General features: G+C 72.3%; 14 protein-coding genes. 7 read left to right on the top strand and 7 right to left on the bottom strand.

Annotation, left to right across the window (positions count from 1 at the left end; all coding sequences use genetic code 11):
• Positions 1-58: 58 nt before the first annotated feature.
• Both ACI782_RS17185 and ACI782_RS17180 read right to left on the bottom strand, forming a co-directional pair.
• Positions 59-1,201: a DegT/DnrJ/EryC1/StrS family aminotransferase gene (locus tag ACI782_RS17185; RefSeq protein WP_456911286.1), complete on the bottom strand. Its 1,143-nt coding sequence runs from the start codon at positions 1,199-1,201 to the stop codon at positions 59-61.
• Between the two features lie 619 nt (positions 1,202-1,820).
• Positions 1,821-2,486 carry a histidine phosphatase family protein gene (locus tag ACI782_RS17180; RefSeq protein WP_456911285.1) on the bottom strand — a complete coding sequence of 222 codons (666 nt, stop codon included), beginning with the start codon at positions 2,484-2,486 and terminating at the stop codon, positions 1,821-1,823.
• 307 nt (positions 2,487-2,793) lie between these two features.
• Here ACI782_RS17180 and ACI782_RS17175 point away from each other — a divergent pair, with 307 nt between their 5' ends.
• From ACI782_RS17175 to ACI782_RS17165, 3 genes are all read left to right on the top strand, one after another.
• A complete protein-coding gene (locus tag ACI782_RS17175; RefSeq protein WP_456911284.1) occupies positions 2,794-4,125 on the top strand; it encodes a cation:proton antiporter in 1,332 nt (443 codons plus the stop codon).
• A 49-nt stretch (positions 4,126-4,174) separates the two neighbouring features.
• The gene (sat, locus tag ACI782_RS17170; protein ID WP_456911283.1) at positions 4,175-5,785 is read left to right on the top strand and encodes a sulfate adenylyltransferase; all 1,611 of its coding nucleotides are present in this window, start codon (positions 4,175-4,177) and stop codon (positions 5,783-5,785) included.
• A gap of 149 nt (positions 5,786-5,934) precedes the next feature.
• A complete protein-coding gene (locus tag ACI782_RS17165; protein ID WP_456911282.1) occupies positions 5,935-6,123 on the top strand; it encodes a hypothetical protein in 189 nt (62 codons plus the stop codon).
• Here ACI782_RS17165 and ACI782_RS17160 read toward each other — a convergent pair.
• A complete protein-coding gene (locus ACI782_RS17160; protein ID WP_456911281.1) occupies positions 6,053-6,679 on the bottom strand; it encodes a hypothetical protein in 627 nt (208 codons plus the stop codon). The two genes, ACI782_RS17165 and ACI782_RS17160, sit on opposite strands and share 71 nt — an antisense overlap.
• 136 nt (positions 6,680-6,815) lie before the next feature.
• Here ACI782_RS17160 and ACI782_RS17155 point away from each other — a divergent pair, with 136 nt between their 5' ends.
• Positions 6,816-7,307, top strand: a complete 492-nt coding sequence (locus tag ACI782_RS17155; RefSeq protein WP_456911280.1) for a hypothetical protein — start codon at positions 6,816-6,818, stop codon at positions 7,305-7,307.
• A 227-nt stretch (positions 7,308-7,534) separates the two neighbouring features.
• Entirely contained in the window at positions 7,535-8,611 is a 1,077-nt protein-coding gene (locus tag ACI782_RS17150; RefSeq protein ID WP_456911279.1) for an NAD-dependent epimerase/dehydratase family protein, read from the top strand.
• 7 nt (positions 8,612-8,618) lie between these two features.
• On the opposite strand, the gene ACI782_RS17145 is transcribed toward ACI782_RS17150, so the two are convergent.
• Both ACI782_RS17145 and ACI782_RS17140 read right to left on the bottom strand, forming a co-directional pair.
• Positions 8,619-8,837 carry a hypothetical protein gene (locus ACI782_RS17145; RefSeq protein WP_456911278.1) on the bottom strand — a complete coding sequence of 73 codons (219 nt, stop codon included), beginning with the start codon at positions 8,835-8,837 and terminating at the stop codon, positions 8,619-8,621.
• A gap of 66 nt (positions 8,838-8,903) precedes the next feature.
• Positions 8,904-9,959, bottom strand: a complete 1,056-nt coding sequence (locus ACI782_RS17140; RefSeq protein ID WP_456911277.1) for a glycoside hydrolase family 3 N-terminal domain-containing protein — start codon at positions 9,957-9,959, stop codon at positions 8,904-8,906.
• Between the two features lie 277 nt (positions 9,960-10,236).
• Between ACI782_RS17140 and ACI782_RS17135 the strand changes: the two genes are divergently transcribed.
• On the top strand, positions 10,237-11,013 hold the full coding sequence (locus ACI782_RS17135; protein ID WP_456911276.1) for a PP2C family protein-serine/threonine phosphatase: 777 nt from the start codon (positions 10,237-10,239) through the stop codon (positions 11,011-11,013).
• Positions 11,014-11,185: 172 nt separating this feature from the next.
• On the opposite strand, the gene ACI782_RS17130 is transcribed toward ACI782_RS17135, so the two are convergent.
• Complete coding sequence (locus tag ACI782_RS17130; RefSeq protein ID WP_456911275.1) at positions 11,186-11,311, bottom strand: hypothetical protein; 126 nt, start codon at positions 11,309-11,311, stop codon at positions 11,186-11,188.
• 9 nt (positions 11,312-11,320) lie between these two features.
• A complete protein-coding gene (locus ACI782_RS17125; RefSeq protein ID WP_456911274.1) occupies positions 11,321-11,575 on the bottom strand; it encodes a hypothetical protein in 255 nt (84 codons plus the stop codon).
• Positions 11,576-11,855: 280 nt separating this feature from the next.
• Between ACI782_RS17125 and ACI782_RS17120 the strand changes: the two genes are divergently transcribed.
• A partial coding sequence (locus ACI782_RS17120; RefSeq protein ID WP_456911273.1) for an NAD(P)-binding domain-containing protein occupies positions 11,856-12,396 on the top strand: 541 nt, incomplete at its 3' end.

The following is a 12,396-nucleotide window of genomic DNA, read 5'->3' as shown; positions in this document are numbered from 1 at the left end:
GGAGGGATAGTCGAGCGTCACGTCCGGGTCGGCGGACAACCTCGGACCGACCTGCGGCTCAGGCGACATCGGAGCTCGCCTCCGCAGGGATCAGGTCACGCAGCCGCGCGCAGACCTCGCCGACCTGGTCGACGGTCATGTGGGGGAACATGGGGAGGGAGAGGATCTGCCCGGCCGAGTGCTCCGCGACCGGGAGCGGTTCTCCGCCGTATCTCCGGTAGGGCGTCATGAGGTGGCACGGGGTCGGGTAGTGGAGGCCGGTCTCGACACCCGCCCGCGCCAGGTCTCGACGGACCCGGTCTCGGTCCGGCACCCGGGCCACCAGGAGGTGGTAGGCGTGGCCGGCGCCGGGGGCCTTGCTCACGAGCCGCACCGGCCCTCCGGCGAGAAGGGCCTCATAGCGGGCAGCGGCGGCCCGCCGGGCGGTGATCCAGGCGTCCAGTCGCGGCAGCTTCGCGGAGAGCACGAGGGCCTGCAGCGCGTCCATGCGACTGTTGGTGCCGACGATCGGGTGGTCGTGGTGCGATCCGTCCGACCGCCCGTGATTGCGCATGGACCGGATGTGGCGCGCCAGGTCTGCGTCATCGGTGACCACCGCACCGGCGTCGCCGAAGGCCCCGAGGTTCTTGCCGGGGTAGAAGCTGAAGCACCCGGCTCGTCCCCATGATCCGGCCTGCCTGCCCTCCCAGGTCCCACCGTGTGCCTGGGCGGCGTCCTCGATGAGGGCGAGTCCCGCCGAGGAGGTGACCCGCGTGATGGCCCGCATGTCCGCCATCTGCCCGTACAGGTGGACGACGATCACGGCCCGGGTCCGCGGGGTGATGGCGGCCTCGAGAGTGGCCGGGGTCAGCAGGAGGGTGTCCGGGCTGACGTCGGCGAAGCGGGGTACGGCGCCGGCGAGCACGACGGCTTCGGCGGTGGCGACGAACGTGTTGGTCGGGACGACCACCTCGTCCCCGGGGCCGATCCCCATGGCACGCAGGACGAGTTCGATGGCGTCCGTGCCGTTGGCCACGGCGACCGCGTGGGTGGTGCCGCAGTAGGCGGCCCACTCGTCCTCGAACCGCTCCACGGCCGCGCCGCCGATGAAGCACCCCGTGTCCAGCACCTCTGCGAACGAAGTATCGACCTCGGCGCGGATCTCTCGGGTCATCGCGCCGAGGTCGGCGAACGGGATCGCCCCGGTCACGGTGCTGCTCATCCTGACCTCACCTCTGGGGACGGTCCCGGGGGAGGAGTGAGCGGGCACCGGATCACGCCCCTGCGCAGCGCCGGCCAAGGGTCAGCGTTCGCAACGGTGGACGCCTGTGCCGTCGTCCTCGGGAGGGGGGCCCGCGCTGCGGCTTGGCCAGCTGCGTCTCCTCGCAGACCGGAATGGCGGTTCTCCATCACACCGGTTCTAGGTGTTCTCGTTCCCATCACTGCCCCTGGGGCTGGCCATTTCGGAGTCGGTCCATCGACCGTTGTCGTGTCCGATCTGCGGGTGAGCAGGACAACTCAGGCGTGCACGGATCCCGCCGTCCGCGAATGACGGTCTCGGGGCTTCGGACGGCCCCATGTCTTTGGGTGACCTGCGCTCTGCTGGTACCAGTGAGCGTCAGACTGTTGCTCGTCGGAGTGGCGATGTCCAGAGGTTTCGTGGTCATCTGCCGGACGAGCCGCGTTCATCTCCGGCCCACTTCGGCAGTCGTTCACGTACTACTACGTCGCGCGTTCAGGCAATTGCGCAGGGTTCACGCGTGAGTGCATCTCCGCCGTCGCGCTGCTCTGCTGTGCGGGCTGCTGACCGATCTGTCGATCGGGCGAGTCGCGAACCGCAGTCAGTCGACGTCATCACCCTCAGGGAGCTCGGCGATCGAGAGCTCACCGTCCTCGACCCTGAACTCGGTGAGGGAGCCGCGCCCCACCGGGATGCGCCACTCCTCGCCCTCGACGCCGGTCAGCCGGGCGACAGCGAGCCGGATCATGACCGCATGGCTGACCGCCGTGACGGTTTCCCCGGCGTGCCGGCTCCCGATGAGCCGGAGGGCATCCACCATGCGCGTCTGGGCGTCGCTGAGCCGTTCCCCCATGGGACACGCGGCGCGGCTGGGTGAGGTCCGGTACAGCTCGAACGCCTGCGGGTCGTACATGGCAGCCTCGGTGGAGGTCAGCCCCTCCCAGGCGCCGTAGTCCACGTTGTTCAAGCCGTGCAGGATCCGCAGGTCCGGGACCCTCGCCTCGTCCGCGATGATCTGAGCGGTTGCGATGGTGCGCCGAAGTGGCCCGCAATAGACGGCAGTGAGCCCCACCCCCGAGAGTTGGCGGGCTGCGTCCACGGCGTCCTGGTAGCCCTGCGCGTCCAACGGCACGTCGCAACGACCCCGGTACCGGTTCTCGACGTTCATCGTGGTCGTCCCATGGCGGACGACGAACAGCTGACATGTGCGAGAGGAAGGTGCAGCCCGTCGACGTTCTGCGGCTTGCGTCCCCTGTGGAGTGGCCATGACTCCTCATTCCTCGCCGCCGATGAGCACGGGATGTCACGGTTGGATTGCGTACGGTGCCCAGCGGCGATGGTGTGACGGATGGTGCGGCGACATTAGGTGGAAGAGCTTGATCAAGAAAGTGTCTGGAGCGCGCGGACCGCATCGCGGATCGATGACTCGTCGAATTCGGCGCGCCGAGATCCGGGCTGGGCGCCAATAAGACTTCCAGACCCCTGTCCGACAACTACGTGCGCCGCTATGTTGACGGACCCGCGTGCCCGGTGAGCGCGCTGCCGAAGAGTGTCACTGGCCCTGAGGGGGGCACATGACGACACAGGCGCTGGGAACTCTCACCCTGGCGCTCCTGCTGCTGGTGGCAGGGGCCAACCTCCTCGGGCAGTTGGCTGTTCGGCTTCGTCAGCCCAAGGTCGTGGGAGAGATCCTCGCCGGCATCCTGCTCGGACCATCGCTCCTCGGGTTCATGGCACCTGGAGCGGCCGCGCAGATCTTCGGTCATGGCGAGAAGGACCCGTCCACGGTGGTCCTCGGCTTCCTCTACCACCTGGGGTTGCTGCTGCTGATGTTCGTGGCCGGCGCGGGCGTGCGGAACGTCCTGGGCAGGGAGAACCGCAGACCCACCGCCTGGATCCTCGGTCTGGGCACCGCTCTGCCGTTCCTGCTGGCGTTGGGAGCGGCACCACTGCTGCCGCTGGACGCCTTCATGGGGGACGCGAGGAGCAGGACCGCGGTCGTCCTGGTGTTCGCGATCGCGGCGGCCGTGACCTCGATCCCTGTGATCACCAAGATCTTCCACGACCTGGGGATCCTGCACACCCGCTTCGCGAGTCTGATGCTCGGCGTCGCAGTCCTCGAGGACATCATCCTCTGGGGGTTCCTCGCGCTGGCGACCGCCATCGCGTCCGCCACCGCTGCCTCTGCGGGGGGAGGAGTGGCCGAGAGCGTGGCGGTGCACGTGGGGGTCAACGCCCTCTACGTCGTGCTGGCCATGACCGTGCTCCCGGTGCTCCTCCGGCGAGTGAGCCGAGCCCGATGGAACATCCTCGCCACTCATGCGCCGACTGCGTGGGTGGTCGTCGTCTTCCTGGGCTACGTCAGCGTGGCCGCCGCTCTCGACGTCACGTTGGCGTTCGCGGCCTTCCTCGCGGGGTTCGGGGTCATCGGCGGCATCAGGAGCAGCGAGGAGGACCGCTTCCGCGGTCCCATAGAAGCCATCAGCCACGTGTCCTCGGCCGTTTTCATCCCCATCTACTTCGCCCTCGTGGGCTATCGACTCGACTTCACCCGCGGGTTCTCGCCGGTGATGTTGGTCGCGTTCCTGCTCGGGTCGACCCTGGTCGTCCTCGTCTCGGTCGGACTCGCCGCCCGCTTGGCCGGGTTCCGCGGGTTGGACGTCGTCAACCTGGCCCTCACCCACAACGCCCGGGGTGGTCCGGGGATCGTGTTGGCCAGCGTGGCCTTCGACGCCGGCATCATCAGCGCCCCCTTCTTCACGACGCTGGTGCTCACCGCCGTGCTCACCTCCCAGGCATGCGGCGTCTGGTTGGACTTCGTTCTGCGCAGGGGATGGCCGCTGCTGTCGAGCGAAGGACCCGTGCAGCCGCGGACGACGGTCCTGCAGTCGTCGTCAGGCCCTTGACCGGGCCTGACGGGACCGGCCGTATCACCAACCGGGAGAGGTGAGAGAGATGGGACCGCCTCCGCACGGCGGCGCACTCGTCGACCTCCGCGTCGAGGAGGACCGGGCAGTCGCCCTCTCCGCGGCCGCGAAGGACCTGCCTGCCTGGGAACTGACTCGCCGCCAGCGATGCGACCTGGAACTCGTCGCCACGGGCGGTTTCTCCCCGCTGCGGACCTTCCTCGACCGGGACGACTACGAGTCGGTCTGCACGTCGATGCGCCTCACGACGGGCGAGCTGTGGCCTGTCCCGGTCGTGTTGGACCTGCCGGAGACCGTGGTGGAGGCCGCGAGTGCCGCGGGCGGCCTCGCCCTGCGCGCGCGGGGCGAGGACCTGGCGGTCGTGTGGTTCCGGTCGGCCTGGCGGCCGGATCGGACGGCAGAGGCACTGTCCGTCCTGGGCACCACGGATCCGACGCACCCGGGCGTACACGCGCTGCTGTACGAGACCCATCCCTGGTACGTCAGCGGACCGCTCGAGGTCCTCGGGTTGCCTCGTCACCACGCGTTCGGTCCCCTGCGTCACACCCCCGCTGGAGTGCGTTCCCTGCTGGTGCAGCGAGGGTGGGGCCGAGTGGTCGCCTTCCAGACGCGCAACCCCATGCACCGTGCTCACCAGGAGCTCACGATCCGTGCCGCCCGCGACCTCGACGCGAACCTGCTCCTGCACCCGGTCGTCGGGGTGACCAAGCCGGGCGACGTCGACCCGTACGTGCGGGTGCGCTGTTACCGTGCTCTGCTCCCGACGTACCCGCCTGGGACGGCACTGTTGTCCCTGCTCCCGCTCGCGATGCGGATGGCCGGACCGCGCGAGGCGCTGTGGCACGCCATCGTCCGCAAGAACCACGGGGCCACCCACTTCATCGTCGGCCGCGACCACGCGGGTCCGGGGATGGACCTGCAGGGCCGGCCGTTCTACGAGCCCTACGCCGCGCAAGAACTGGTCCGGGAGCACGAGCGTGAGCTCGGCATCGGGGTCGTCCCGTTCCGGCAGATGGTCTACGTCGACGAACTGAGGCAGTACGTGCCCGAGGACGAGGTCCAGCCCGGCCACCACTGCCTGCGCATCTCGGGGACCGAGCAACGGCGGCGCCTCGCCGAGGGTGAGGAGCTGCCCTCGTGGTTCACACCTCCGGAGGTGGCTGCAGAACTGCGCCGGGCCTTTCCTGCCCGCTCCCGACGTGGGGTGTGCGTGCTCATCCGGGCGACGCTGCCCGAACCCCGCCGCGCGGCGGCCGCCGTGGGCGCACGTCTGCGCGAGGCCGGGCGGACGGTCACGGTCATCGACGACGCCGTCCCGGCTGACGCAGCCTCTTCGTCGCTGGTCATCGGCCTCGTCGGGGACGTGATGAGGAACGGGGGCGCGGTCGTGTGTTCCGGCGAGGCCGCCACGCATGTCGGCGAGCGAGGACCGGGACTGGCACGGTGCGGCCTCGTGCTGGACGTCGTCGACGCGGCGGAGGAGATCGGTCCGGGTGCCGTGCAGACGCGCGTCGGCGAGCGCGCGCGGGCGCACGTCGCGGCGGGGGCGACCGCCGAGGCGGTCGGCGAGATCGTGTGCCACCGCCTCGGTCAACTCGGCTACGTCAGTCCCGACCTGCGCGTGGCCGACGAGGTGTGACAGGAGGGCGCCACTGACGCCGATGCAGGGGTCGGGTCGGTGATCACCGGGCCCATCCGGTGGATCTCTCGAGCGGTGGGTTGCTTGAGACTCCCGACATCGTCTTCTAGGGGTGCGTCCGGAGGGGGCCCAGCCGGCGAAGGACGGGAGTGTCGGTCTTCGTCGTCGCGGTGCCCGCGCTGCTGGTCGTCGTCCTGGGCTACGTCGTCGGCCACGCGGTGTGGGAGGCGACCGGTCTCGGCGGCAACCCGGAGGTCGCCGGCTGGCTCACCGGCCTGGCGCTCCTGGCCGTCGTGACCTGGACGCTGGTCGCCTGGCGACGCCGGAAGCGCGGATGACCGGTCGTCTGGTGCCGGTGGAGCAGACCGCTCCCGCGCCGGCCGCGGTGGCGGCGGCGAGGGCGTCCGCGGCGCGGCGCAGGACCTCCCGCGGAGGGGTGCCGGCCTCGAGGAACGTGACGCCGGCGCACACGCCGAGCCCGGGGACGTCGAGGGCGCTGATACCGCCGACGACGCGGGCGGCGGCCGTCATTGCTCCCTGCAGGCCGCCGCTGAGCAGCAGCGCGTACTGCGCCGTGCCGGATCGGCCCAACCAGTCGTCGCCGCGGACCGAGCGGGCCATCACCACCGTGGTGCGGGCCAGGCTGCCGGGGGTGGCGGCCTCCGTGCCGTCCTCGCGCAGCAGCCCGACGAGGACGAGGGCGCCGGGAACCTCGGCGGCTGCGGCGAGCCGCTCGGCGAGTTGGGCGGTCACCGAGTTGGGGCCGGGCAGCAGGCTCGTCACGTCGTCCTCCGGCGGGAGCAGGAGGGAGACGGGCAGCGAGACGCCGAGCGGGTTGCGTGCGAGGGACATGACCTGGAGATCGGCCTGCCCGGAACCCGGGTACAGCGTCACTCCGGGTCGTCCACCCAGAGGGGTGACCGACACGAGACCTCCTCCAGAACGAGACGGCCCCGTTCCGTCGTCCCCACCCCGTACGCTGCGCCGCGCGGGCACGGTGGGATGCTCCACGGGGGCGACGGGGGAACAGGTGGCAGTCGACGACGTGGCGGCCGTGGCGTTCACGGTCGAGACGCGGCTGGGTCCAGCCGAGATCCGTGCGGCCGGACGGCGCGCCGCGCAGGCCGGCCGGACGTACATGGAGACGACCATCACCGAGACGCAGGCGGTCGGCTCGGTGGTCCGGTACGTGGCCCACGGCCCGGGTGGGTTCGTGCGGCAGATGGCGTTGCAGGTCCGGTGGGAGGAGACCCGCCCGGGGCGGCGTCGGGTGCACCTGACCGTCGGTGACCACCTGGTCGAGCGCCCGCGGTTCCTGGGCATCCCGGTCGGCCGGGCGACGGTGCCGGCCCTGCCCTCGGCACGCCGGTTCGCCGACGCGCTGCGGGCCGCGCTGACCGAGCCCGCGCCGGGACGGGGAGTCGAGGTGCCGCCGGCGACGGGCCGCTGGCCGGTCCCGCCGCCGGCGCAGCCGCCCCCACCGCGCGGTCGGCCCACCTCACACGCGGCGTCCGAGCGGTAGATCCGGCACGGGCGACGGTCGCCTCGTCGCACGCAACGTGATGGCACGCCGCGTGCTGCCTGTGCCCGGGCACAACGTCCCTCCTGCGCCGTGAGGGGTGCCACATAGCGTCCTGCGCCACGGACGGGGGTGTTCCGGATTGGTGCCGCGCCCGCTGGGGTCACGGCAGGGGGGAGGCCACCGTGCGCAGCGACGTCCGCCTGTCCGTCCCGATGTGATCCCTGGCCATGCCTCCGGCGGTGCGCGGCACCAACACCGTGCAGGAGCGCCTGGCCACCGAGGAGCTCGGTCCCGGCGTCGACCTGTTCGGCACGCCGGTCCTGGTCACCGGCGGCACAGGGTTCCTGGGCTCGTACGTCGTCCCGCGGCTGGTCGCCGCCGGCTGCCGGGTGACCGTCGTGGCGCCGGACCCGGGCTGGCGTGAGCCGGTGCGGCAGGCGGTGCGGGACGGCGTCGTGCGGCTGCTGCCCGAGGCCGAGTGGTGGCGGCCGGAGGTCGCGGCGCGCGTCGCCCGCGGCGCGGTCGGCACCGAGCACCTCGTGCACCTCGCGTACGCGCCGGTGCCGCCGGGACAGGGGACGCCGGTGCGGCGGGCGGAGCACGAGCTCGGGGTCAACGTCTGCGGGCTGCTCGAGCTGGTGCTCGCGCTGGGGGACCAGGTCGGGCACGTCGTCCTGACCAGTTCCCTGGAGCTGTACGGCGGGACGCCGCCCTGCCCGCTGGACGAGGACGTCCGACCGGAACCCGCCGACGCCTACGGGGCGGCCAAGCTGGCCCTGGAGGACCAGCTGCGGATCTCCGCCGCGACGGGTGGCCCCGAGGCGACGGTGCTGCGCCTGAGCACCGTCTACGGGCCGGGGGAGCGCGTGCCGCGCGCCGTGCCCCGGTTCATCCGCGCCGGACTGGCGGGCCTGCCTGCGACGATCGCCGGCGACGGACTGGAGCGCCGCGACTACCTGCACGTCACCGACGCGGCGCGGTTGGTGATGCGCGCGGTAGCCCGACCGCCCCGCGGCGGGCCGGCGTTCCGGCTCGTGCACGGCGGCAGCGGAACGGCGGAGCGGACGGTCGCCCTCGCCCAGCGGGTGCGCCGACTGCTCGCCGCCCGCGGGGTCGAGGCGCCGGAGCCGCAGCACATCGAGGGGCCCTACGTCGCCGACGTCCTGAGCCGGATCGAGCGGGCGCGCGAGCAGCTGGGCTTCGAGCCGCTGGTGGACCTCGACGAGGGCCTGGCCGGGGAGATCGACTGGTTCGCCGCGCACCCGGAGCTGTGGCGGGACCTCGGCGTGGACACCGCTGTCTGAGGCGGTCTCAGGCTCGTGGACGGCGCGTCGCCTGGAGGAGACCCACCTCGGACAACAGCGCGGCTGTCCAGGCACCGACGACGAAGACGTCGCCGAGGTGGATGCCGTGGTCCTCGCCGAGTCGGACCAGCACCGGTCCCTGGCTGAAGTACTCGCCGGTCAACAGGAGGAACGCGAACCCCGTCAGGGTCACTGTCATGACAGCGGCGAGGAGCCAACGGCGCACCGGAGCACGGTAGACGTGTCCTGCGCGGGGCAGACGGTCTCCCGCCCCCCGTGTCCCCCGGTGGAGTCAGGCGGGCGGCAGCAGCCCGGCCCGCGCCTTGGCCGTCAGGGCGGTGCGGACGGCGGCGTCGACCTGCTCGGCGAAGGCGGGGTCGCTGTCGGCGCGGGCAAGGACCGCGTCGATCATCTCCGGCACCGTGCCGGCGTCCACGGTGAGCACCAGCGTGCCGCCGGCGGCGACGAAGCGGACGGCGCGCTCGCCGACCGGCACGTCCTGCACCGCCTGCGCCGCCCCGACGTCGTCGGAGATGACCACGCCGTCGAAGCCGAGCTGCTCGCGGAGGAGGTCGGTGACGACGGCAGGGGAGAACATGGCCGGCGCGGACGGGTCGATCTGCGGGTAGGTGGCGGAGGACGTCATCACGAACGGGTGCGCCCCGGACGCCGCGAGCGTGCCGAAGAGGGCGACCTGCGCGTCGTCCCGGGTGGTGACGGCGTCGGTGACGTCGGCGCTGTGGTCGGTGTTCTCCTGCACCCGGCCCAGGCCGGGGAAGTGCTTGAGGGTCGCGGTGACCCCGTGGGCGGCCAGGCCGTCGACGAAGGTGCCGGCCGCCGCCTCGACGGCCTCGGCCGTGCTGCCGTACTGGCGGCCGTAGGCGCCGATCGGGGCGTTGCCGGCCGCGGTCCCCTCCGGGACGACGTCGACGACCGGGGCCAGGTCGAGGTTGACGCCGGCGGCCGCCAGCGAACTGCCGAGCTGGTCGGCGAGGGTGGTCAGCTGATCCGCGGGCAGGCCTCCCTGCTCGACCGCGGGAGGCAGCTCGGGGAAGCCGGGGCCGGACAGGCTCTGCACCGAGCCGCCCTCCTGGTCGGCGGCGACCCAGGGGTCGATCTCCGCGCTGCTGTCGGCCCAGCGGGCCGTGGTGGCGGCCAGTTCCTCGGCCGGCGCCGTGCTGCGGCCCTGCAGGAAGACGCCCCCGACGCCGGTCTTGGCGACGAGCGCGTCGGCCGGTGAGAGGTCGGCCAGCGGGACGCCGACGACGACGAGCTGGGCGACCTGCTGGCGGCGGTCGAGCGCCACGAGGGCAGCGTCGACCTGTTCCTGGACAGGATCGCTCGTCACCGTCGGACTCCTGGTCGCCTCGGTGGTGGGGCGGCTGGTGGCCGTGCTCAGGCTCGACCCTCCATCCGCACAGGCGGGCAGGGTGAGGCTCACCAGCATGACGAAGGTGGCCAGGACAAAGCATCGGGGAGCCGGCGACCGCATCAGGGTCATTGTCCGCCCGTCGTCCGACAGGTGGCTCCGCGATGCGCCCTGCCGCTTCGGTTGAGACCTTCTACGCTCGGCGCACCTGCCTTCCCTGCGGGTTGTTGTCGTCGATGTGAGCAGTGGAGAGTGGATGCCGCCGGTCGAGCTCAGCTGGGGAGCGGCCACTGCGGTCGGCCAGCGCGAGGACAACCAGGACCGGTACCTCGCCGAGCCGCCGGTCTTCGCCGTCGCCGATGGCATGGGTGGCCACGCCGGCGGTGCCGCGGCCGCGGAGGCGGTCGTCGAGGCGCTCCGCGCGCTGACCGGCGGGGGGACGACGACCGTGGCGAAGATCCGCCTGGCGCTGCAGCGGGCGGACGGCGAGATCCGCGCCTTCCGCGGTCCGGACAAGGAGGGCGCCGGCACGACGGTCGCCGGCGTCGCCCTCGTCGACGAGGGGGACGGGCCGCAGTGGGCGGCGTTCCACGTGGGGGACTCGCGGGTGTACCGCTGGCACGAGGGGGCGCTCGAGCTGCTGACCACCGACCACTCGATGGTGCAGGAGCTGATCGACGCCGGCTACCTGTCGGGTGAGGGCGCCGCCACGCACCCGCAGCGGCACATCATCACGCGCGCGCTCGGCGTGGGCGCCCGCAACGAGCCGGACGTCGCGCTGCTCCCCGTCGTCCCCGGTGACCGCTTCCTCGCGTGCTCGGACGGGCTGACGGGTGAGCTGAGCGACGAGCGGATCGCCACCCGGTTGTCCGCGGACGCCGCTCCGGACGTCATCGTGGCCGACCTCGTGGCCGACGCCGAGGCGGTGGGGGCGCGCGACAACGTCACCGTGGTCCTCGCCTGCGGCGGTCAGGGCCCGGCTGAGGCGGTCGGCGGACTCCCGCGAGGACCAGCCCCAGGACGCCGAAGGTGACCAGCACCCGTCGCAGCCTCCGGCGCCGACGGGGCGGCCAGTACTCGTGCTCGTCCGGCGTGCGCGCACGAGTGCTCGAGAGGGCCCCCTTCGACAGGCGGAGCGTCGACAGATGGAAGCGCCTCGGGGGACTGGTGTCGCCACCAGCGAGGGTCGGGTGCCGTCCGGCCGGTCAGGGTGCGGGCCGCACCTGCCCGCAGCGGCAGGCGTACAGGGAGGCGCCGCTGAAGGGGTCGTCGCCGAGCCGGCGGAACCAGTGCACGTGCGGCCTCTGCAGCTGGCGGGGGCGCGCGGTCACCGTCGGCGTTCAGCGTTCCTTGGGCGAGGCGGCGCGGTGCGTGGCCACCACGCACCGCGAGACGGCGGGGGGAGTGCCGCGCGTCCGTCGACGCTTGAGCGGGCAGGGGTCGGCGGTTGCCGGGACGGGGCGCACGGCGGGCCCCGCCGGGACGACGTCGATCTCCTGTCGGTCGGCCAAGCGGATCGACCGGCCGATGACCAGAGCGCCGAGCGCGCCTAGCAGGACCCAGCCGCCTCCCACCACCCACAGCACCAACGTCATGGACCCCTCCCCGTGGCCTCCGGGCATGCCCTATGGCGTCAGCTAGAACGCTCCCAGACTGCCCGGGAACGCTCTTCGGTGCTCACTACACCGGAGTCCGTCCCACTTGGGGAGCCCCCCAATGAACGGGGTGGCCGACACGCGGAGACGAGTGTGACGGACCGGCACTCTCTCACCCCTCTGAGTGAGACCGCCAGCCGACCGCACGGCGGAGACGATGGCTGAGCCGCGCTGCCACCCGTACCTTTCGAGGACGGGGTGACAACCGGCAACGTCGCCAGTGGCCACGCAGAGTGAGGTGCTCATGAAGATCTCGGTCGTCGGTTGCGGCTACCTGGGCGCGGTGCACGCCGCCTCCATGGTGGAACTGGGGCACGAGGTGGTGGGCATCGACGTCGACGAGCGCAAGGTGGCGGCGCTGTGCGACGCCAGGGCGCCGTTCTACGAGCCGGGGTTCGAGGAGTTGCTGCGGAAGACGCTGGGCACCGGCCGGTTGCGGTTCAGCAGCGACATCGCCGAGGCGGCCGGGTCCTCGGTGCACTTCGTGTGCGTGGGGACGCCGCAGAAGCGGGGTGAGTACGCCGCGGACCTGCGCTACGTCGAGGCGGCGGCCGAGTCGCTGCTGGAGGTGCTGGCGGCCGGTCAGCTCGTCGTCGGCAAGTCCACCGTGCCGGTCGGTACCGCGGCGCGCCTCGCCGAGTTGGTGGCGAGCAAGGTGCCCGGGGCGCTGCTGGCGTGGAATCCGGAGTTCCTGCGGGAGGGGTTCGCGGTGGCCGACACGCTGCACCCGGACCGGCTGGTGTACGGGCTGCCCGAGGGCG

Source organism: Geodermatophilus sp. SYSU D00703, from assembly GCF_054050155.1.
Note: the sequence above shows the minus strand (reverse complement) of the source record. Positions and strands in the feature narration are given on the sequence as shown.